General features: G+C 68.4%; 13 protein-coding genes. 6 read left to right on the top strand and 7 right to left on the bottom strand.

Annotated features, from left to right (window positions below):
* Window positions 1-12 precede the first annotated feature (12 nt).
* Window positions 13-1,104: a homocysteine S-methyltransferase family protein gene (locus NM961_RS01695; RefSeq protein ID WP_255910542.1), complete on the bottom strand. Its 1,092-nt coding sequence runs from the start codon at window positions 1,102-1,104 to the stop codon at window positions 13-15.
* 56 nt (window positions 1,105-1,160) lie between these two features.
* On the bottom strand, window positions 1,161-2,087 hold the full coding sequence (locus tag NM961_RS01690; protein WP_255910541.1) for a metalloregulator ArsR/SmtB family transcription factor: 927 nt from the start codon (window positions 2,085-2,087) through the stop codon (window positions 1,161-1,163).
* Window positions 2,088-2,193: 106 nt separating this feature from the next.
* Between NM961_RS01690 and NM961_RS01685 the strand changes: the two genes are divergently transcribed.
* The 5 genes from NM961_RS01685 to NM961_RS01665 all read left to right on the top strand — a co-directional run bounded on the left by NM961_RS01685 (window position 2,194) and on the right by NM961_RS01665 (window position 7,750).
* Entirely contained in the window at window positions 2,194-2,967 is a 774-nt protein-coding gene (locus NM961_RS01685) for a carboxylesterase family protein (protein ID WP_255910539.1), read from the top strand.
* Between the two features lie 112 nt (window positions 2,968-3,079).
* Entirely contained in the window at window positions 3,080-4,438 is a 1,359-nt protein-coding gene (locus NM961_RS01680) for a trypsin-like peptidase domain-containing protein (RefSeq protein ID WP_255910537.1), read from the top strand.
* Between the two features lie 91 nt (window positions 4,439-4,529).
* Window positions 4,530-5,744, top strand: coding sequence for an acyl-CoA dehydrogenase family protein (locus tag NM961_RS01675; RefSeq protein ID WP_439334184.1), 1,215 nt, complete (start codon window positions 4,530-4,532; stop codon window positions 5,742-5,744).
* 417 nt (window positions 5,745-6,161) lie between these two features.
* A complete protein-coding gene (locus tag NM961_RS01670; RefSeq protein ID WP_255910533.1) occupies window positions 6,162-7,001 on the top strand; it encodes an oxidoreductase in 840 nt (279 codons plus the stop codon).
* A gap of 104 nt (window positions 7,002-7,105) precedes the next feature.
* The gene (locus NM961_RS01665) at window positions 7,106-7,750 is read left to right on the top strand and encodes a DUF2238 domain-containing protein (RefSeq protein WP_255910531.1); all 645 of its coding nucleotides are present in this window, start codon (window positions 7,106-7,108) and stop codon (window positions 7,748-7,750) included.
* A 113-nt stretch (window positions 7,751-7,863) separates the two neighbouring features.
* Here NM961_RS01665 and NM961_RS01660 read toward each other — a convergent pair whose 3' ends face one another.
* From NM961_RS01660 to NM961_RS01640, 5 genes are all read right to left on the bottom strand, one after another.
* Complete coding sequence (locus NM961_RS01660) at window positions 7,864-9,507, bottom strand: isovaleryl-CoA dehydrogenase (RefSeq protein ID WP_255910529.1); 1,644 nt, start codon at window positions 9,505-9,507, stop codon at window positions 7,864-7,866.
* Between the two features lie 314 nt (window positions 9,508-9,821).
* A complete protein-coding gene (locus NM961_RS01655) occupies window positions 9,822-13,139 on the bottom strand; it encodes a fibronectin type III domain-containing protein (protein WP_255910671.1) in 3,318 nt (1,105 codons plus the stop codon).
* A gap of 623 nt (window positions 13,140-13,762) precedes the next feature.
* Window positions 13,763-16,927 (bottom strand): multidrug efflux RND transporter permease subunit, encoded by a 3,165-nt coding sequence (locus NM961_RS01650; protein ID WP_255910527.1) that lies wholly within the window; start codon window positions 16,925-16,927, stop codon window positions 13,763-13,765.
* A 12-nt stretch (window positions 16,928-16,939) separates the two neighbouring features.
* The gene (locus tag NM961_RS01645) at window positions 16,940-18,118 is read right to left on the bottom strand and encodes an efflux RND transporter periplasmic adaptor subunit (RefSeq protein WP_255910523.1); all 1,179 of its coding nucleotides are present in this window, start codon (window positions 18,116-18,118) and stop codon (window positions 16,940-16,942) included.
* A complete protein-coding gene (locus tag NM961_RS01640; protein ID WP_255910522.1) occupies window positions 18,115-18,759 on the bottom strand; it encodes a TetR/AcrR family transcriptional regulator in 645 nt (214 codons plus the stop codon). Before NM961_RS01640 ends, NM961_RS01645 begins: the two co-directional genes overlap by 4 nt.
* Before the next feature lie 840 nt (window positions 18,760-19,599).
* Here NM961_RS01640 and NM961_RS01635 point away from each other — a divergent pair.
* On the top strand, window positions 19,600-21,624 hold the full coding sequence (locus NM961_RS01635) for a prealbumin-like fold domain-containing protein (RefSeq protein WP_255910520.1): 2,025 nt from the start codon (window positions 19,600-19,602) through the stop codon (window positions 21,622-21,624).
* Window positions 21,625-21,688: the final 64 nt, after the last annotated feature.

Raw genomic sequence — 21,688 nt, 5'->3', positions numbered from 1 at the left:
GGCGACCGGCGTTCAGGCCGCGTCGCCCAGCGCGTAATTCACAGGCACGCGCGGCGTGATGCCGGCGACGGCTTCGGCGATGGCCTTGATATGCGCCGGCGAGGTGCCGCAGCAGCCGCCGACCAGGTTGAGGAAACCCGCTTCGGCGAACTCGCGGATGGTCGCGGCCATTTCCTGCGGCGTCTCGTCGTATTCGCCGAAGGCGTTGGGCAGGCCGGCGTTGGGATGGGTGCTGATGTAGCAGTCGGCCAGGCTGGCCAGCGTTTCCACATGCGGACGCAGGTCCTTGGCGCCCAGCGCGCAGTTCAGGCCTATCGACAGCGGCCGCGCGTGACGCATGGAATACAGGAAGGCCTCGGCGGTCTGGCCCGACAGGGTGCGGCCGGAGCGGTCGGTGATGGTGCCGGAGATCATCACCGGCAGGCGCGCGCCGCGTTCCTCGTGCACCTGGTCGATGGCGAACAGGGCGGCCTTGGCGTTGAGCGTGTCGAAGATGGTCTCGACCATGAGGATGTCGGCGCCGCCGTCGATCAGGCCGCGCACGGCTTCGCGGTAGGTCGCCGCCAGCTCGTCGAATTTCACGTTGCGGTAGCCCGGATCGTTGACGTCGGGGCTGATCGAGGCGGTGCGGCTGGTCGGGCCCAGCACGCCGATGACGAAGCGCGGCTTGCCGGCGATCCGGGCCTCGATCGCGTCGCAGCACTCGCGCGCGAGGCGGGCGCCTTCCTTGTTCAGCTCGTACACGATGTGTTCGAGGTGGTAGTCGGCCTGGCTGATCGAGGTGGCGTTGAAGGTATTGGTTTCCAGCAGGTCGGCGCCGGCTTCGAGGTATTGCGTGTGCACGGCGCGGATGATGTCCGGCTGGGTCAGCAGCAGCAGGTCGTTGTTGCCCTTGAGGTCGCAGACGTGGTGGCTGTGGTCGTGCACGTGCAGGTGGCGGCCGTCGTAGCCGTGGGCGAAGCGCTCGCCGCGGTAGCCTTCCTCGTCCAGCTTGTAGCCCTGGATCATGGTGCCCATGGCGCCGTCGATAATCAGGATGCGTTGCTTGAGCGCGTCCAGCAGGGCTTGGGTGCGGGTGGGATTGAGCCAGGGCAGCTGTTTCATGGCGATGGGCTTCGATTCGTGGAATTGTTGATTCGTTGACAATGCGGCGCTGTCGCTCAGGGCTTGCGCGCGAGCAGGGTCAGCACTTCGAAATACGGCGGCCGGCGCTCGCGCGTGGAGCGCTCGCAGGCCAGCACGTCCAGGCCGGCCTTGCGCGCGTAGTCGCGCAGCTGCTCGGGCTCGAAGCCGAGGTTGCGGTGGTCGAACGGATCCACCGTGGTCTTGTGCGCATGCCGGCCCAGGGTGGCGGCGAGCAGGCGGCCGCCGGGCTTGAGCACGCGGGCGGCTTCGGCGATGACCGCGGCCGGGCGGTCGGTATAGGTCAGCGCGTGCATCAGCAGCACCAGGTCGAAGCGGCGTCCGCCCAGGTCCAGCGCGTGCATGTCGCCCAGTTCCACGCTCACGTTCGGCAGCGGCTTGAGCCGCGCCCGCGCCGCGCCGACCACGCGCTCGCTGGCATCCACGCAGACGATGGAGTGCGCCTGCGGCGCCAGCAGTTCGGCCAGCACGCCGTCGCCGGAGGCAATGTCGAGCACGTCGCCGGTAGCGACCAGCTGGGTCATGGCGCGGGCCAGGGCTTCCCAGGTACGGCCGGGCGAGTAATGGCGCTCCATGTCGCCGGCCACGCTGTCGGCCCAGCCTTCGGCGCCGGCGCGCTGGGCCAGCACGCCGGGCAGGCGGTCGTCGTCCTCGCGCAGCAGGGCATCGTCCACGCTTTCCTTGAGTGCGCGCAGCAGGGCTTCCTCGCGCGCCGGCAGTTCGGCGTTGAAGCGGTAATAGGCCGAGACGCCGGCGCGGCGGTCGCGCACCAGGCCGGCTTCCTTGAGCTTGGCCAGGTGGGTGGACACACGCGGCTGGGCCAGGCGCAGCACGGCCGAAAGCTCGGCCACGGTCAGTTCCTCGCGTTCCAGCAAGGCGAGCAGGCGCACCCGGGTGGGGTCGGAAAGCAGGCGCAGCAATGCCGACGTGGCGGCCAGATCCACTATCTATCCTTTCATCTTGATCGAAAGATGGAAATGCAGGGTAGCGAGGCGGGGGCTGGCGGTCAATGTGATGAGCCCGGCCGCGGCTTGCGGCTATGCTGCGGCCATGCAGCTGCCCCTACGTCTTGCCGCCGCACTCGCGGCCGTGTGCCTGGCCGGCCCCGCCCTGGCCGTCAAGGAGTCCGCCCTGGGCAAGTACTGGAGCGCCGCTCCGGCCCGCGTGCCCTACCGCGCCATTGCGGTGAAAGGGCGCGATGCCAAGGGCGGCCTGCCTGTGGTCGTGTTCCTGCACGGCGACTGGCAGGACGGTACGGACAACGTCTCCCAGCTGGCCGGCTATGGCAATGGCTCCCTGCAGCTGGTCGACCAGGCGCGCAAGGCCGGCCGCAGCCTGCTCTACATTGCGCCGCAGACCACCGACGGCTACTGGGCGCCGGCGCACGTGGCCGCGGTCATCGCCGATGCGCAGCGGCGCTGGAAGATCGATCCGGCGCGCATCGTGCTGACCGGCATCTCCAACGGCGGCAGCGGCGTCTGGGACACGCTCAAGCACTACCCGGCCTGCTTCGCCGCGGCCGTGCCGATGTCGGGCATGACCGAACCTTCCGGCCTGGGCGCCATCGCCGCGGTTCCACAATGGGTATTCCACGGCGAACTGGACGACGACACCGATGTGGAAGGCGGTTATTTCGGTGCGCAGATGGGTTCGCGCGTGATCGTGGCGGCGCTGCGCGCGCGCGGCGGCACGCCGCGCTACAGCGAATACCCGGGCGAGAAACATGTGATCTGGCCGCGGGCTTATGCGGAAAAGGGATTGCTGCCCTGGATCCTGGCCCAGCGCCTGGCCGGACCGCCCTGCGATTTCGCGGACTTGCTTTGACGCCCGTACGGCAACGCCGTGCCGGAAATCCGCACGACGGGTTCGCGGCCCGGCGCGGCGGCGCGCTAGACTGGCCGCGTCGTCCGGAGCGGCCGGGCGCAGGGGGAAATCCATGAATAGGAATGTTCGCGCCGGCCTGCTGCCGGCGGTGGCGCTGGCCGTGGCGCTGGCGGGGCCGGCTGCGACCGCGGCGGTGTACAAGTGGACGGATGCCCAGGGCAATGTGCATTTTTCCGACAAGCCGCCGCCGGGCAGCGACGAGAAGGCGCAGGGCTCGGTCAAGCAGATGCAGCTGCAGGACGCCTATACCGGCGTATCGGTGCCGACCCTGGTGCCGATACGCAACCGGCGCAGCGACGGCGGGCCGGCCCTGGGTCTCAGCGGTTTCACCCTGCGGCTGGATTCGGCCAACAGCAGCAATGTCACGGTGGGGCGCGCTTTCTACGGCCGCAGCTGCGAGCAGAGCGTGGACCTGCTCTGGAACGACGGCATGCTCGACATGAAGGGGCGCAAGGCCGAGGCCCTGCTGGTCGAACGTTTCACCCAGGCCGGCTATTCGCTCAACGACGAGGCCGGCGGGCCGGCCGAGCTGGCGCTGGATGCGGAACTGGTCAAGCTCAAGGTGGACACCTGCAACGTCAACGGCGAGCGCACGCGGGCCTATCTCAAGCTGCGCTGGACGCTGAAATCCGGCGGTGGCGAGGAACTGTTCCGCGGCATCAGCGAAGGCGCCCACGACGGCTGGAACAGCAACGACAGCCGCAGCATCATGAAGGCGCTGGCCAGGGCCGCCGACAACCTGCTCGGCGACCGCAACTTCATCGAGGCGCTGGACGGCGGGCCGCCGCGCGCGGCCCTGGTCGAGCTGGACGAGGCGGTGGGCGCCTCCTTCGGCCGCGGCGCCGGCGGCGGCAGTTTCCGCGAGCGTTCAACCCAGCTGCTGGCTGCGGCGGTGACGGTGGAGACCAGCCGCGGCCACGGCAGCGGCGTGGTGATCGATCCGGCCGGCTACGTGCTGACCAATGCCCACGTCGTCGGCCAGGACCGCGCCGTGCGCGTGCTGATCGACGGCAAGAGCGTCTCCGGCCGCGTGGTGCGGCGCCATGCGGCGACGGATGTGGCCCTGATCCAGGTGACGGCCGAGGGCCTGACCCCGGTCACGGTGGCCACACAGGAGCCGCGCCCGGGCGATCCGCTGTACGTGATAGGCACGCCGCTGAGCCTGAAACTCAGCCATACCGTCACCCAGGGCATTCTCTCGGCGGTGCGCAACGAGCGCGGCCGCCGCCTGTACCAGACCGATGCCTCGATCAACCCCGGCAATTCCGGCGGCCCGGTGTTCGATGCCAGCGGCGAACTGGTCGCGCTCAGCGTGGCTGGACTGTTCACGCCGCAGGGCTCGTCGCTGAATGTCAACTACCTGATTCCGGTGGAACAGGCCCTGGGCGCGCTCAAGGTGGCCGAGCGCTGAGCCCGCGCCGGCCCTTGCGGCCGGCGCGGATTTGACGCGACAGCCCACGAAGGCGCCCGAACCGGTAAAATCGGCGGTCCTTTACCCCGCGATGGGCCGCCGTCCGCGCGGTACGCCTTTTGTAGCCCGGCCAGCAGGAGTTCCCATGGATTTCCGATTCACCGAAGATCAGTTGTCGATCCAGGCCATCGCGCGCGACTTTGCGCAGAAGCGCATCGCGCCCGTCGCGGCGGAGTTCGACCACCGCGGCGAGTTCCCGCTCGACAACATCCGGGAAATGGGCCAGCTCGGCCTGATGGGCATTGAAGTGCCGGCCGAGTACGGCGGCGCCGGCATGGATTCCATCTCCTACGTGCTGGCCATGATCGAGATTGCCGCAGCCGACTGCGCCCACTCGACCATCATGTCGGTCAACAACACGCTGTACTGCAACGGCCTGCTCAAGTTCGCCACGCACGAGCAGAAGCTGCGCTATGTGCAGCCCATCGCCGCGGGCTCCGCGATCGGCGCGTTCGCGCTGACCGAGCCGCAGTCGGGTTCGGACGCCACCGCCATGCGTTGCCGCGGCGTCAAGCAGGCCGACGGCGGCTATATCGTCAACGGCAAGAAGAGCTGGATCACCTCCGGCCCGGTGGCCAAGTACATCCTGCTGTTCGCCATGACCGATCCGGAGAAGGGCGCGCGCGGCATCACCGCCTTCCTCATCGACACCGACCGCGCCGGCTTCCACCGCGGCAAGACCGAGCCCAAGCTGGGCATCCGCGCTTCGGCCACCTGCGAAATCGAATTCACCGATTACCGCGTCGAGGCCGACGAGGTGATAGGCCAGGAAGGCGAGGGTTTCAAGATCGCCATGGGCGTGCTTGACGCCGGCCGCATCGGCATCGCCTCCCAGGCCGTGGGCCTGGCCCGCGCCGCCTACGAGGCGACGATTGCCTATTCGCAGGAGCGCAAGGCCTTCGGCCAGTCCATCGGCAGCTTCCAGATGACCCAGGCGAAGATCGCCGACATGAAGTGCAAGCTGGAAGCATCCTGGCTGCTCACCCTGCGCGCGGCCTGGGCCAAGCAGCAGGCGCAGGAAAACGGCGGCCGCTTCTCCACCGAGGCGGCGGTGGCCAAGCTCACCGCGTCGGAATCGGCGATGTGGATTACCCATCAGGCAGTGCAGATCCACGGCGGCATGGGCTATTCCAAGGAGATGCCGCTGGAGCGTTATTTCCGTGACGCCAAGATCACGGAGATCTACGAGGGCACCAGCGAGATCCAGCGCATGGTGATAGCGCGCAACGAGACGGGGCTGCGCTGAGTGTGTTTTCGCCGGGACCGGACGGTTCCGGCGCATTCTGGATGTTCTGCAAAAGTGAGCGGGGAGGCGATCGTTCGCGCTGCCCCCTCACCCAAGCCTCTCCCCTGACGCGGTCGGGGGAGAGGGCTGCCCGCGTTGTTCGTGGGATTCGGGCAGGCCTCACGCGGCGTTTTTTCGTGAGATAGCAGGAGAAAGACTCCCGGATCCCGAATCTCGGATCTCGAACCTAGGATCTCAGATCTCGAACCTCGGATCTCATACCGCGGATCTCGTACCGCGGATCCCGGACCTCGAATCCCAAGCCCCGGCCCCAGCGTCCGTCCGCGAGAATCAGGCAATTCCTCCGCAGCTTTCGTCTACCGCCGCCGGCGCATCTGGCGGCATCGTGGCCGCACTTTCCCGACCACGAGGTTTGTCATGTCCAAGGTATGGTTCATCACCGGCAGCGGCCGCGGCATAGGCTATGAGGCGGCGCTGGCGGCCCTGGCTGCCGGTGACCGTGTCGTTGCCAGCGGCCGCGACCGGGCGGCGCTGCAGCAGCGTTTTGCCGCGTTCGGTGTCGCGCAGGTGCTGCCGATCGCGCTGGACGTCGTCGACGATGCGCAGGTGCGGGCGGCGGTCGACGCGGCGGTCGCGCATTTCGGCCGCATCGACGTACTGCTGAACAACGCCGGCTACGGCCAGCTCGGCCTGTTCGAGGAGATCGGCGCCGCCGCCGTCGAGCGCCAGTTCGCTACCAATGTTTTCGGCCTGTACAACGTCACCCGCGCCGTGCTGCCGGTGCTGCGGCGCCAGCGCAGCGGACGCATACTCAATATCACCTCGGTGGGCGGCATCATCGGCGTCGCCGGCGGCTCGGTGTACTGCGCCAGCAAGTTCGCCGTGGAAGGCTTTTCCGAGGCGCTGGCCGCGGAAGTCGAACAGTTCGGCATCCGCGTCACCATCGTCGGGCCGGGCTACTTCCGTACCGACTTCCTCGACGCCAGTTCCATCCGCCACGGCGAGCAGGCAATCGCCGATTACGCCGGACTCTCGCAGCAGCTGCGCGCCTTCTTCGACGGCCGCAATCACCAGCAGGCCGGCGATCCGGCGCGGCTGGGCCGGGTGCTGGTGCAGCTGGCACATCACGCCGCGCCGCCGCTGCGCTTCTCGGCCGGGCCGGATGCGGTCGAGGTGGTGCGCGGCAAGGTCGCGCGGCTGAGCCAGGAGACCGATGCGTTCGAGGCCCTGTCGCGCAGCACCGATTACGCGGCGTAAGGGAGCGCGGACTCGCCGGAATTTCCCGCGGCGCGTGGCCACCCGCGTACATCGGACGCCCGCGCTCGTGTAGGGTGCGCACTGTCGCCGTCCGGGAATCCGTCATGTCCACCGTCACCGTCGAACGCATCGCCACCAGCGTCGGGCCGCGCGAAGGCGGCTTCCTGCTCGCCGCCGTCGCGCTGGTCCTGGTCTGGTCCGGCATTGCGCCGAATGACCGCCTGACCTGGCTGATGGAGATTGCCTGGGTGCTGGCCGCGGTTCCGCTGCTGCTGTGGACGCGGCGCGGCTTTCCGCTGACCCGGCTGCTGTACTGGCTGATCGCCGTACATTGCCTGATCCTGATTTACGGCGGCAAGTACACCTATGCGCTGACGCCGCTGGGCGATCTCTGGCGCGAGTGGTTTGAACTCAAGCGCAACAACTACGACCGGCTGGGACATTTCGCCCAGGGCTTCATCCCGGCCATCCTCGCGCGCGAACTGCTGCTGCGCTGCACGCCGCTGCCGCGCGGCGGCTGGCTGTTCTACCTGGTCTGTGCGGCCTGCCTGAGTTTCAGTGCCTTCTTTGAGTTCATCGAATGGTGGGCGGCGCTGGTCATGGGCGGTTCGGCCGATGCCTACCTCGCCACCCAGGGCGATATCTGGGATACCCAGTGGGACATGTTCTGCGCGCTGTGCGGCGCGGTGATCGCACAACTGCTGCTGGCACGGCTGCATGACCGGCAGCTGGGGCTGGCGCCGCGCTGAGGGGCGCCGCGCGGGCGGTCCGGCCGGTTCCGGTTGCCGCGGCAGCCATCTCCGCGGTGAATCTGAAATTGCGCCGCATTTTTCAGCGCCTGGATTGGAGGGCGGTACAGGTTTCAGCCCGGGAACGCGCGTTCGATCAGTGCATCCAGCGGCGCCTGCGCATCCAGCGTGCCGTAGGCCATGCCGTGGTCGGCGCTCAAACGCGCCCGGCAGAAAGTTTCGGCAATCGCCGTATTGCCCGATCTGAACAGTGTGGCGGCCTGCAGCAGCAACGCCAGGCGCTCGACCAGATGGCGGCTGCGCAATTCCAGCGCCTCCCTGTCGTCGAAGGCGGCGATGAGTTCGCGCAGCCGGCGGTCGTAGTCCGCATCGGCGCCGCGGCTGGCCAGCAGTTCCTCGAACAGCGCGTCGCGGCTGTGCGGTTCGCGCTGCGCGGCGCGCAGCACGTCCAGGCACTGCACATTGCCGCTGCCTTCCCAGATCGAATTCAGCGGCGCCTGACGGTACAGGCGCGGCAGGATGTTTTCCTCGACATAGCCTATGCCGCCCAGGCATTCCTGCGCCTCGTTGACGAAGCCGGGCGTGCGCTTGCACACCCAGTACTTGCCTATGGCGGTGGCGACGCGGGCGAAGGCCGCTTCGCGCGGATCGCGCGGCGCGGCGTCCACCGCGGCGGCGATGCGCAGGGCCAGCGCGACGGCGGCTTCGCTTTCCAGCGCCAGGTCGGCCAGCACGTTGCGCATCAGCGGCTGTTCGCTGAGCAGCCGGCCGAAGGCGCGGCGCTGGCGCGTGTGATGTATCGCCTGCACCAGGGCCTGGCGCATGCCGGCGGCGGAGCCGGTGACGCAGTCCAGCCGCGTCAATGCGACCATTTCGAGAATGGTTGCTATGCCGCGTCCCTCCGGACCGACTGGCACGGCGCTGGCGCCCTGGAATTCCACCTCCGAAGAGGCATTGCTCCAGTCGCCGAGCTTGTCCTTGAGGCGCTGCAGGCGCACTGCGTTGAGCGTGCCGTCATCGAGCACGCGCGGCACGAGGAAGCAGCTCAGGCCGGCCTCGGCCTGGGCCAGCACCAGGTGCGCGTCGCACATCGGTGCGGAGAAGAAGAACTTGTGCCCGACCAGTTCATAGCTGCCGTCGGCCTGGCGCCAGGCGCGCGTGGAGTTCTGGCGCACGTCCGAGCCGCCTTGTTTCTCGGTCATGCCCATGCCCAGGGTGCAGGCGGTCTTGTGCGCGGGCGGCAGTGTGCGCGGGTCGTACTCGGCCGCGCGCACGCGCGGCAGCCACTGCGCCGCCACCGCCGGCGTGGCGCGCAGCGCGGGGACGGCGGCGTGGGTCATGGTCAGCGGACAGCCGGTGCCGGCTTCGGGCTGGCTGGTGAGGTACATCAGCGCGGCGCGCGCGACATGGGCGCCCGGGCGTTCCTCGTTGTTCCAGGAAAAGTTGTGCACGCCGGCGAGCATGGCCAGGCGCATCACCTGGTGATAGGCCGGATGGAATTCCACCTCGTCGCGGCGGCGGCCGTGGCGGTCGAACAGGTGCAGCGTGGGCTTGTGGCGGTTGGCCAGCTCGCCCAGTTCGATCAGCTCGCCGCCGGCGATGCGGCCGTGGGCCTGCAGCGCCGCGCCGGCCCAGGATGCGCCGTGGCGCGCGACGGCTTCCTGCAGGGGAAGATCGGTGCTCCAGGCATCGTAGTCCTGCAGCGGCAGCGGCTGGTTCTCGACCGTGTGGGTCAGGAACTGCGGCTTTAGGCTCATGAGGGTTTTCCGGCGGCGGACATGGCGCATGATTACCATTCGCTGCACGCAATGTAATGTTGCCGGGCAGCATGCGGCCGTGGCGCCGGCGGTTCCCTGAGCGGACGCGGCATTTTCCGAGCGGTATTGCAGCGTCTTTGCAGCACCGTGCGCCGGTTCCTCGCTGCATGGCTGCGGTTCGCGCGGTGATTTCTGCGCGGGCTGCTGCGCGGCGGGACGGCCGCGTGGCCGCACCGGTTCCATGCAAGGAGTGACCCCCGCTCCAAAGAAGAAGGCCGCCCGGAGGCGGCCTTCTCGTTCATCACGCCTGCGGCTTATTCCTCGAAGCCGTCGACGAAGATCGAATCCGGCACAGCCGCCTGGCAACCCTGCACCTTGATGTCGTCGACGAACCAGCCCAGCGGCGTGTCGCCCTCGGAGGTGTCGGTGGAGACGCGGAAGCGCAGGCGCACGGTCTGGCCGGCGTAGCTGTTGAGATCGACCACGGTGCGGCGGTAGGCCAGGGTGCCGCACCAGGCCTGGATGCTCGCGCCCGCGCCGGACTGGATCGCGCCGGTATACGGTGTGGTCAGCAACTGCGCGCCGGTGACCGGCGTCCAGCTGCTGCCGTCATTGGTGGACACTTCCACAAAGCCGCCGTCGTAGCAGCCGCCGGCGGTGCGTTCTTCCAGGTTGACGTCGTTCTGGAAGCTCAGCGTCAGCGGGTTCTGTCCGGTGGGCAGGGCGATGGCGGGCGAGACCAGGCGCTGGTCCGACGAGGTAGTGATGTCGGTGGCCAGCCAGGATCTGGTCGGCGAGAACGGGCGCGCCGTGCTGACCGTCCAGGCCGGCGTGCCGCTGGCGGTCCAGCCGGCGTTGTCGCCTTCGACATCGTTGCTGAGCAGCACATTGGCGCTCTGGTTCTCGTCGCAGCTGCCGGCCAGCGCGGCGGTGCGGAAGTTGTACACCGCTGAGTTGCCGCCGGCGCCGCAGATATTCGCCGCGCGCACACGCCAGTAGTACGTGGTCGAGGGCTGCAGGCCGTTCACGTTCCAACTGGTGCCGGCCTGGCCGGGCTGGCTGGCGATGATGTTGCCGAAGGCGCTGTCCGTGGCCACTTCCACGCTGTAGCCGCTGGCGCCGCTGATGGCGGCCCAGCTCAAGGTGACGGCCGCGGCGGAGTTGATGCCGGTGGCGCCGTTGGCCGGTGCGGCCGGCGCCGGCGCATTGGGCACCGCCGTGGCGATGGTGAGCTGGGCGGTGGTGCTGTGGCCGGGGCTGGCGCTGGCGCTGCCGTTGATGGTCAGCGTGCTGCTGCTGTCGGCGGCGACGCCGGCGGTGCCGATGCTCAGCGTGGCCGGATTGCCCGGCGTCACCGGATTGGGCGAGAACGTGGCGGTGCTGCCGGCCGGATTGCCGCTGGCCGACAGCGTGACCGGATTGAGGAAGCCCAGGTCGGTGCCGACATTCAGCGTGAACGTCGCCGTGGCCGGCGCGCATACCGCCTGCGGCGAGTTGGTCACGCCGAGGCTGAAATCCGGCGCGTCGCCGGAGCAGGACGGCCGCGCGCCGCAGGCGATGCCGTGGGCGCTGAACGCATCCCAGATGCGGCAGGCGTTCGGCGTGCCGTTGGCGAGGTTGCCGTCATCGTCGTCGGCGGCCAGATACACCGTATACCAGTTGGTGGCGCCGCAGCCGTCGACCTGGGCGTTGACGTTGCAGGTGCCGCCGGAGGTGATGCGGTAGGCGCTCTTGGAACTGGTCAGGCTGGCGTACCAAATGCGGTCCATCTTGCTCCAGCCGCTTTCGCCGAAACGGTTGACCAGGGCCTGGGTCAGGTCCCAGTTGGCGCTGCTGGCGATGACGCTTTCGCAATGGCCTTCGTAGCCCATCGGGCCCTGGTACGGAAAGATGCCCTGCTGCAGGTAGGGACAGGCCAGGCGGTCGCAGTTGATGCCGGCGTCGTTGGCCAGGTTGGCCGGCGAGGCCAGCTTGGCCGGCGGCGCGGACACGCCGAAATCGCCCACGTCGCGCACGCCGGTGCAGGCCACGCAGTTGGGACAGTCGCGGCCGGGACGGAAGTTCTGGCCTATGCAGGAATCGCGCGTTTCCAGAAATGCAAAGGTATCGCCTACTGCCTCGCCGCTGCCGTACTCGCTGGCCTCGCCGCCGGTATTGGTGTCCAGGCCATGGCCCCACTCGTGCAGGAACACCGCGGCGATCTCGCCGGTGTTGGAGCACAGCACGCTCGGATCGCTGGCGCTGGGGCCGGACTTGTAGAAATTCAGCGCGGTGCCGTTCCAGGAGGCGTTGCAGGTCTGGTTGACGTTCATGTTCGCCGTCACCTTGCTCTGCAGCCAGGTGTTGGACGGGAAGAAGCTGCGGCCCTTGGTGTTGATGTTGGTCAGGTGGTAGAAGCCCGAACGCGAGGCATGGGTATTGCCCGCGCCGCCCACGCCGGGCGTGGTGCAGTCGGTGCCGGCGCTGCTGCCCAGGGCGAGGTTGCCGTCGCTGCTGTTGCTCAGCGAGATCGCGCCGCAGCTGTCGACCATGCGGAAATACTTGCCGTCCAGTGCGGTGGTCGCGGTGCCGCCGGAATAGTCGTAGATGCCCAGTGCGTCGGTGACCTTGCTGCCGCCGTTGGTCACGGCGGCGAAGGGGAAGTCGACCACGATTTCCGTATCGCTGTTGGTGGTCGGATAGACGCCGCCGCTGACCTTGGCGCTGACATTCACCGTGAGGTTGCGCACTTCCAGCACGCGGTTGCTGTGCGCGTCGACCAGCACCTGGAACGTGGTGTCGTCATCCGGCAGGCGGAACACGTAGCGCCAGGCCAACACATGCTCGTAGCCCAGGCCGGCCATGCCGCGGTAGCGCTCGCCGACGCCGTCGCCGGCCGGCAGCACCGGATAGATGCTCAGCGCGCCGGCTTCCACCATTTCGTCGATCTTGGTGCCGGCGGGGAAACCCAGTTCCTTCCAGGCCTGCGCAAACGCAGCTTCGCGCGTCGTCGCCGGCGTGGCGCTGATGCGCACGTCGGCCACGCGCTCGGCGCCGAACTGCACGATATTGCCCTGGGCCACGCGCACATAGACGTGGGCGCCTTCCACGCGCACGCCCTGGTGGTACTGGCCGAATTCGACGAACCAGACCGGGCGGTCGCCGCCGGTGACCAGGCTGCGCTCGGCGTCGAGCTTGAGTTCCAGCCCGGCGGTCTGCAGCAGCTCGGGGACGCTGTCGATGAATTCGCGCGCCTTCGCCGCGACCAGGCCGAGATTGATGTCGACCTCGCGGTCCAGGCCGAACTGCTGCAGTTTGAGTGCGTTGCCGCGGCCGGGGACCAGCGCGATGCCGCTGCCCTGGACCACGTTGGGCCGGTCGGCGCGCTCGTCCCAGCGCACATCCCAGCTGCCGCCGTAGCGCTGCTGGAACGGTGCCAGGCGCGCTTGCAGCAAGGTGTCGCGCTGCGCATCCAGGCGCAGCGAAGGCTGGGCCTGCAGCTGCGGCGCCAGGAACGGGCGGGACGGCAGCTTGCGCGCGCTTTCGGCGCGGATGCCGCTTTCGGCCACGGGCTGTATGGCCTGGGCCGTGGGCGCACCCAGCAACAGGGTCAGCAGCCCGGCAAGAGCTGCGCTTCTCGTGCGGTGGAGCATAGGTTGTCTTCCTCGGCGAACGTTGGCGTGGCGTAAGCGCGGCGACTGCGCCTGCGCGCGCCACGGCGCTCGCGCACAGGCTCCCTGTCGGGCAGCAGCCCGGCCGGTACGGAAGCGCGGAAAAAACAGGTGCGCGCCAGCGGATACCGTGGCGGTGCGCGTGGCTGCGTAGCGAAGATTTCCCCAGTCCCGTGCCGGCGCCGCGTCCGTGGCTGCGAGGTCTCCCCACCTGCGGCCGTTGCGGCATACCGTCGCCCGATTATGCCTGGGCCGGCAGGTTTTGGGTCACGGCCGCGAGCCTGGCGCGGCTAGGGCAGGCGGCCTAGGCGGATTCCGCCGGCAGGACGGCGGCGGCGTGCAGCCCGTGGCTTTGAAAAAAATCCACGTTGTTCAATTCGCTGCCGGGCTGTTTCCCGCCGCTGCTGCCGTGCTGCCGGATTCGCCGCCGGGAAGCGTGGCCGGAATGCGCCGCAGCAGGTGGCCCTGCCGGAGTCCGCCGCGTGTGCGCGGTGTTTTTCCGCCGATGCGTACGCCGGCGAATGGGCTTGCCGCCTCGCAAATGAAACAGGCGCTGCGATCGCTCGCAGCGCCTGTTGCGTTTCACGCGGTGGAATCGCCGTCCGCTATGCGCTGGCGTGCGGCGGTGCGATCTTCGCCGGCGCCGGCTTGTGCGCCTCGTCGGTGCGGTCGCCCAGCAGCCGGCGTATCGCCACATAGAACACTGGCACGAACAGCAGGCCGAGGAAGGTGGCGAAGATCATGCCGCCGATCACGCCGGTGCCGATGGCGTGGCGGGCGTTGGCGCCGGCGCCGGAGGATATGGCCAGCGGCAGCACGCCCAGGATGAAGGCGAACGAGGTCATCAGGATGGGCCGCATGCGCAGGCGGCCGGCTTCAATGACTGCCTCGCGCAGCGGCTTGCCTTCGCGCTGGGCCTCCACCGCGAACTCGATAATCAGGATGGCGTTCTTCGCGGCCAGGCCGATGATGGTGATGAGGCCGATCTTGAAGTACACGTCGTCGGGCAGCCCCCGCGCCAGCGAGAACAGCACGGCGCCGAGCACGCCCAGCGGCACAATCAGCATCACCGCCACCGGAATGGACCAGCTTTCGTACAGCGCGGCCAGGCACAGGAACACCACCAGGATGGACAGGCCGAACAGCAGCGGCGCCTGGTTGCCGGAGACGATTTCCTGCAGCGACTGGCCGGCCCAGTCGAAACCGAAGCCCGGCGGCAGCTCGGTACGGATGATGTCCTGCATCGTGTTCATGGCTTCGCCGGAACTGCGCCCGGCCGCCGGCGAACCGACGATCTCGATGGCCGAATAGCCGTTGAAGCGCACCAGCGCCGGCGGGCCCATCACCCACTTGGACTGCACCACGCTGGACAGCGGAATCATGTTCGGTGTGGCCGAACCGCCGGAGGCGGGCAGGGCGCTGGGCAGGAAGATGCGCGCCAGCGCCTCCGGGCCCATGCGGAACGGCGCATCGGCCTGCAGCACCACGCGCAGCACGCGGCCTTCGTAGAAGAAGTCGTTTGCGTACACCGGCGCGAGCATCAGCTGGATCGCGCTGAAGACGTCGGTGACGGACAGGCCCATGGACTGCGCCTGCACCCGGTCCACCTCGATCTTCAGCTGCGGCGAATCCTGCAGGCCGTTGGGGCGCACGCCCTGCAGCAGTTCCTTCTTCGCCGCGGCCTGCTGCAGCAGGGTGTTCTGCGCCGCGACCAGGGCTTCGTGGCCGGCGCCGCTTCTGTCCTGCAGATACATGTCGAAGCCGCCGAACGCGCCCAGGCCCTGGATGGTGGGCAGGTTGACGACGAAGGCCTGGGCGTCCTTGAGGCCCATGTACAGCGCGCCGTTGGCCTGCTGGATGAAGGTCATCGCATCGGTCTTGCGCTCCTTCCAGGGCTTGAGGCGGATGAACGCCATGCCGACGTTGTCCGCCTGGCCAATGAAGCTGAAGCCGCTGACCTGCAGCACGGCCTCGACCGCGTCGTTCTTGGACAGGATCTCGTTGACGTGCTCCATCGCCTCGGTCGTGCGCTGCAGCGAGGCGCCGGCCGGCAGCTGTACGATGGCCAGGGTATAGCCCTGGTCTTCTTCCGGCACGAAGCTGCCCGGCAGGCGCGTGTAGAAGAAGCCGCAGACCACGACGATGACGGCAAACAGCATCATCCAGTGCGCCGGGCGCCGCACCGCAGCGGTGGTCTGGCGCGAATAGGTGTCCAGGGTGCGGTCGAAGGTGCGGTTGAACCAGCGGAAGAAGCGGTTCGGCTCCGGATGCGTGGGCTTGAGCAGGGTGGCGCACAACGCCGGCGTGAACGACAGCGCGAGCAGCGCGGAGAAGCCCATCGAAATGGCGATGGTCAGGGCGAACTGGCGGTAGATCGCGCCTACGCTGCCGCCCTGCATGGCACTGGGAATGAACACCGCCGCGAGCACGACCGTGATCGCGATGACCGCGCCGGTGATCTGGCCCATGGCCTTGCGCGTGGCTTCCTTGGGTGGCAGGTGTTCCTCGCTCATGATGCGCTCGACGTTCTCGATCACCACGATCGCATCGTCGACCACGATGCCGATGGCCAGCACCATCGCGAACAGCGACAGCTGGTTGATGGTGAAGCCGATGAAGTACATGCCGAGGAAGGTGCCGGCCAGCGCGACCGGGATCACCAGCGTGGGGATCAGGGTGGCGCGGAAGTTCTGCAGGAATACCAGCATCACCACGAACACCAGCACGACGGCGATGACCAGGGTCTCGACCACCTCGAAGATGGACATGCGCACGAAGGTGGTGCTGTCGTAGGGCACGAACCAGGACACGCCCGGCGGGAAGCTGGCCTTCAGTTCCTCCATGCGCGCCTTGACCGCCTCGGCCACCTGCAGCGCGTTGGCGCCGGGCAGCAGCTGCACGGCGAAGCCGGCGATGGCGTTCTTGCCGTAGTAGGTGGCGCGGCCGTAGGAGAACGGCCCCAGCTCCACCCGGCCCACGTCCTTGATCTTGACCGTGGTGCCGTCGGCGGAGGTGCGCAGCACGATGTTCTCGAACTGCTCGGGCGTGGTGAAGCGGCCCTCGGCCATGACGTTGGCGGAAATGCCCTGCTTGTCGATGGTCGGCGTGGCGCCGACCGAGCCGGAGGCGAACTGCACGTTCTGGCCGCGGATCGCCGTCAGCACTGCACTGGGCGCCAGGCCGTAGCCCTGCAGCTTGTCCGGATCCAGCCAGATGCGCATGGCGTATTCGGAGCCGAACTGGGTCACGCTGCCGACGCCGGCGATGCGCTGGATCTGGTCGAGGATGCGCGAGGAAATGATGTTGTTCAGCGCGTAGGAATCCTGCGCGCCGTCGTCGGACTTGAGCGCGGCGACCATCAGGAAGCCGGCATTGGCCTTGGCCACCACCACGCCTTGCTGGGTCACTTCCGCGGGCAGGCGCGGCAGCGCCAGCGAGACGCGGTTCTGTGTCTGCACCTGGGCGATGTCCGGATCAGTGCCGCTGTTGAAGGTCAGCGTGATCGAGGCATTGCCGCTGGCATTGGAGGTGGAGCTGAAATACAGCAGGTTATCGATGCCGTTGAGCTGCTGCTCGATGACCTGGGTGACGGTCTTTTCCACGGTGTCGGCGCTGGCGCCGGCGTAGTTGGCGCTGACCACGACCTGGGGCGGGGCGATCTGCGGATACGATTCCACGCCCAGGCGCATCGTGGTCAGCACGCCGCCCAGGGTGATCAGTATGGCGATCACCCAGGCGAATACCGGGCGGTCGATGAAGAATTGAGGCACGGGGCGTTCTCCTTACGCTTTCGGCGCCGCGGGGGCGGCCGGCGCGGGCGGCTGGTCCAGCTGCTCCTGCGGCACGGCCTTGGCCGGCTTGTCGGGCTGGGCCTTCTGCAGGCCGCTGACGATGACCTGGTCGCCGTCGGCCAGGCCGCTCTTGACCACCCAGTCGGCGCCGGCCAGTTCGCCCAGTTCCACATGTTTCATCTGCACCTTGCTGTCGGCGCCGACCACGAGCACGTAGGCGCCCTTGGGATCGCGCTGGATCGCCTTTTGCGGCACGACGAAGGCCTGTTCCAGCTCGCCCTGGACCAGGCGCAGCTTGACGAACATGCCGGGCAGCAGGGTGCGCTCGGCATTGGGGAAGGTGGCGCGCAGCGACACGGCGCTGGTGGCGGGATCGACGGCGAGATCGGCGAAGCTCAGCGTGCCGCTCTGGCCGTAGGCGCTGCCGTCGGGCAGGGTCAGCTGCACTTCGACCTGGTCCGGCGCGGCCAGCTTGAGCTTGCCGGCGGCCTGGGCGCGGCGCAGCTGGGCCACTTCCGCGGCGGACTGGCTGAAGTCCACATAGATGGGGTCGATCTGCTCGACCACGGTCAGCGGCGTGGTCTCGCCCTGGCCGACCAGGGCACCCTCGGTCACCAGGGCGCGGCCGGCGCGGCCCGCAATGGGGGCGGTGACCGAGGCATAGCCCAGGCTCAGGCGCGCCGATTCCACATCGGCCTGGGCCTGTTTCACCGCCGCGGCGCTGGTGCGCTGGGCGGCGATGGCATCGTCCAGGTCCTGCTTGGCGATGACGCCGCGGGCGGACAGGTCCTGGTAGCGCCGGGCCTTGGCATCGGCGTTGGCGGCGTTGGCGCGGGCCTGACCCAGGGCGGCCTCGCGCGCGTTCAGCGCGGCCTGCAGCGGTGCCGGGTCGATCTTGAACAGCGGCTGGCCCGCGGTCACGTCGCTGCCTTCGGTGTACAGGCGGCTTTCGACGATGCCGGGCACGCGCGCGCGCACTTCGGCCGTGCGCGTGGCGGCGAGGCGGCCGACCAGTTCGCGCGTCAGCGGCACGCTGGAGGCCTTGACCGTGACCACGCCGACTTCCGGCGGCGGCGGCGCTTGATTGGCGGGCGGACCCTTCTGGCCGCAGGCCGCGAGGCTCAGCAACAGGGCGGCGGAAACAAACAGTCGCAGGGACAGCGGACTCATGGGGACATCCTTGATCGGTGAGTGGGGGATACGATGGCGGACGGTTCGCGATGCGCACGTAGAAAGGCATCTACGCTGCGGTCGGCCCAGTCTTCGCGTTGCTGCGCGGTGTCGCGCCCCGGCAGGCCGAGGCGGCGGCGGTCGATGTCGAAGCCGACCAGCATGCCCAGCAGCAGCTCGGCCAGGGCCAGCGGGTCGTCGCGGCGCAGTTCGCCGCGCTGCATCGCCGCGTCGAGGCATTCCGCCAGGCGCTGCTGGATGCTCAGCGCACCGGCGTTGAACAGCGCCCTGGCCTCTTCCGGGAAGCGGGCGATATCGGTCGTGAGCATGCGGATCGCGGTCACGGTGCGAGTCTGCGCCAAATGTTCCAGATGTGCGCGGGCAAACGTGCGCAGGGCCTGCTCCAGATCGCCGCAATCGGTTTCCAGGCTGGCGCTTATCGGGCCCAGCAGGTCGCGCACGACGCTGCGGAACAGGCCTTCCTTGCTGCCGAAGTGGGCGTAGACCGTCTGCTTGGAGCAGCCCGCGCGCTGGGCCACGGCGTCCATGCTCACGGCGTAGCCCAGCTCGAACATGAGTTCGATGGCGGCTTCGCGCATGCGCTGCTGGCGCTTGCTGGTGCGGGCACGGGAGGCGGGCATGGGGTTTTGGACTGTACCGTCCAGTTTAGAATTTGCGGATTCTAGGGGGCGGTCCGCGGCGCCTGCCAGTCCCCCGAGACCAAAGTCGAACCTCGCCCAGCCCCGCTGCAATCGCCGGGGAGGCGGCCGCCGGCGGGGCGCCCCCGGTCAGTTGTTGCCTCTGTGCGGTGATTTTGTTTAATTGTGGATATTGTCTATGGTCGGCGGTCCCGCGGCGGCCGGCCTGCGGCAGGTGATTCGGCTGCGATCATTTTAGGTAGACGCACGCACTGCAATATCCGGGGTTCCCCTCAGGCTCTGAACTGGTTTTCAGGGATGGGCTGCGCCGGTGCGGTCTGCGCGGAGGCGCGCAAGAATCTGCAATATTTCGTGAGTGTCTGCGATGTTCTGCAATAGTATGAAAAGTAACCTGTGATATTTGTCAAAATTCCACGATCGTGTATGCATTAACGTCGAGTAAATATTATAATAAGGCCTGCGCCATGTTCCCGGCGCATCATGGGCCCGCGGGCTTCGGCGTTGAGTCATGACAGCGGGGGTCGTTGGCGCCGCGCCCGTCGCATGTGCGGATGCGGCTGTCGTATCCGGGGTTTGAAGAATTACGCGGAATTTCCTTGCCGGCGCGCAGGCCTGCGCGCTGCGGGCGGTTGCGCGCATCAATCGCCACTGCAGGCGGCGCTGGCGCGGCGGCTGCGGGTGGACGGTGCAGGTGCCGGATGACGAATCCGGCAGTCGGGAAGCGATCAGCAGAAACCAGCGACCGGAACCTTCCTTGGCCCGGCGATGCATTGCCTGTGCGTGGACAGGGACGGAGATCCGGTTGCCTCAAGGAGTGGTGCAATGAATGAGTTGATATGCAGGCGGCCGGTCGGTGGCAGCGACACGGCCAGGGATGTTTCGGGTTGCGCGGGCGGCGGTGGCGGTATCCGGCGTCGCGCCGGAACGGCGGCCCTGCTGCTGACGGGCGCGGCGCTACTGCTGCCGGCGGCGGTGGCGGCGCAGTCGCGCACGGTGTTCGGTACTAACTACTCGGGAACCACGGGGTTCTCCTTCACGCTGGGTGGCGTTGCCGGAAACAATGCCGTGGTGTCCAACGCCACCTGCGAGGTCGGCGCACCGTACGGCGGCGGCATGGCGCCCACGGGAACGAATTATCCGGGCGCGTTCTATACGCCCGCGCCGACGCCGGGCGTCACCCCGGGCATCGCCGTGAACATCAACCGCGATGGCGCCGTGGCTGGATGTGCCACGGTGGTTCCTTCCTTCCGCACCACCCTGACCTTCGCCCAGGCGTTCGATTCCGGCGCCGTGCGCATGCACTACCTCAACAGCGATGCCGGGCAGTACGAGTTCGCCCCGACGGCCGGGCTGAGCATTGTCCGTCTCAGCGGCAACAACGAATTCGAAGTCACCGGCACGCTGGTCAATTCCACGGCGCGCACCGCCAATGTCGGCGGCTGCGAAGCGAACGACGGGAGCAACCCCGAAGGCGCCTGCGGCACTATCCGTCTGGATGCGGCCGCCGGAAGCCTGGGCCAGGTCATCTGGGACAATATCGACATCGTCAACTCGGCCGGCTCCGGCGACGGCCATGTGCTGATGTTCTCGCTGACCCAGCCTTCGCTGCAGATCCGCAAGCGCACCACGGGCGCGACCGGCTCGAATTCCTTCACCTTCTCCTATCCGTCCAATGTGCAGAGCGATGCCGCGGCGCCGACCGCGGCGACCGGCGAGACCATCGCCGTCGCTACGGACAACACCTTCGTCGACGGCCTGGTCCGCTATATCGCCAATTCGGCGCAGGACACCACGCTCAGCGAAGCCGTGCCTGCCGGCTGGACGCTCAGCGACGCCTCCTGCATCGACCTGGCCAACGGCAACGCCGTAGTCGCCACGCTGGCCGCGCCGGTGACCGGCCCCGCCACTGCCAGCCTGACCCTGGCCGCGGCGGATGTAGGCCCGGATGCGCAGATCCGCTGCGATTTCACCAATGCCAAGGCGGATCCCCGGCTGGATATCGTGAAAACGGCCAGTGCCGGCAGCTTCGTCGTCGGCGTGCCGGCTTCCTATACCTTGCAGGTGACCAACGGCGGTACCGGCGCTACCACCGCCGCCGCGACGGTGACGGATGCGATTCCCGCCGCGCTGACGCCCGGAACGGCGCCGGCGGGCTGCACGATTGCGGGGCAGGACGCGAGCTGCACCATCCCGGCCGGCCTGGCCGCCGGTGCCAGCGTGTCGTTTGTGATCCCCGTGACTCCGACTCCCGCCGCCGACGGCACGACGGTGACGAATACGGCGCTGGTCTCGGGCGGCGGCGATACGACCTGTCCGACCGCGGCCCATTGCAGCAGCTCGACCACTACGCCGGTCGGTGCGCCGCAGCTGAGCCTCGCCAAGACCGCCAGCACGGCGGGCTTCGTCGTCGGCGTGCCGGCCAGCTATACGCTGACGGTCGCCAACACGGGGTCGGCCGCGACCACGGAAATCACCACCGTGACCGATCCGGTTCCGGCGACGCTGGCCGTGGGCACGCCGCTGCCGGCCGGCTGCACGGCGGCGGGGCAGGTCGTCACCTGCACGATTGCCGCAGGCCTGGCGCCCGGCGCGCAGGCAGCCTTCACCATTCCGGTGACGCCGAACCTCACCGCCGCGGACACCGCGGTGGTCAACACGGCGACCCTGAGCGGCAACGGCTGCGGCAGCGGCAGCGGCTGCAGCAGCGCGGTGACCACGCCGGTCGCGCCGTCGCCGCAGCAGCGCCCGGTGCCGGCGCTTGGCCCTGCCGGCGTGGTCGGCCTCGGCGGCCTGCTGGCACTGGTCGCGCTGGTCGCGCAGCGGCGCCGTCCGCTGCGCCGGTACTGAGGTCGCAGCATTAAGTGCGCGTCCTCCATCCCGGCCCGGCCGGGATGGAGGACGCGCCTGGTTG

Source organism: Tahibacter harae (assembly GCF_024437735.1).
Lineage (GTDB): Bacteria > Pseudomonadota > Gammaproteobacteria > Xanthomonadales > Rhodanobacteraceae > Tahibacter > Tahibacter harae.
Note: the sequence above shows the minus strand (reverse complement) of the source record. Positions and strands in the feature narration are given on the sequence as shown.

Excerpts from the sequence above, each read along its gene's own strand:
- NM961_RS01695 (WP_255910542.1), bottom strand. The coding sequence starts at position 1,104 with ATGAAACAGCTGCCCTGGCTCAATCCCACCCGCACCCAAGCCCTGCTG.
- NM961_RS01685 (WP_255910539.1), top strand. The coding sequence starts at position 2,194 with ATGCAGCTGCCCCTACGTCTTGCCGCCGCACTCGCGGCCGTGTGCCTG.
- NM961_RS01680 (WP_255910537.1), top strand. The coding sequence starts at position 3,080 with ATGAATAGGAATGTTCGCGCCGGCCTGCTGCCGGCGGTGGCGCTGGCC.
- NM961_RS01675 (WP_439334184.1), top strand. The coding sequence starts at position 4,530 with ATGGGCCGCCGTCCGCGCGGTACGCCTTTTGTAGCCCGGCCAGCAGGA.
- NM961_RS01670 (WP_255910533.1), top strand. The coding sequence starts at position 6,162 with ATGTCCAAGGTATGGTTCATCACCGGCAGCGGCCGCGGCATAGGCTAT.
- NM961_RS01665 (WP_255910531.1), top strand. The coding sequence starts at position 7,106 with ATGTCCACCGTCACCGTCGAACGCATCGCCACCAGCGTCGGGCCGCGC.
- NM961_RS01660 (WP_255910529.1), bottom strand. The coding sequence starts at position 9,507 with ATGAGCCTAAAGCCGCAGTTCCTGACCCACACGGTCGAGAACCAGCCG.
- NM961_RS01655 (WP_255910671.1), bottom strand. The coding sequence starts at position 13,139 with ATGCTCCACCGCACGAGAAGCGCAGCTCTTGCCGGGCTGCTGACCCTG.
- NM961_RS01645 (WP_255910523.1), bottom strand. The coding sequence starts at position 18,118 with ATGAGTCCGCTGTCCCTGCGACTGTTTGTTTCCGCCGCCCTGTTGCTG.
- NM961_RS01640 (WP_255910522.1), bottom strand. The coding sequence starts at position 18,759 with ATGCCCGCCTCCCGTGCCCGCACCAGCAAGCGCCAGCAGCGCATGCGC.
- NM961_RS01635 (WP_255910520.1), top strand. The coding sequence starts at position 19,600 with ATGAATGAGTTGATATGCAGGCGGCCGGTCGGTGGCAGCGACACGGCC.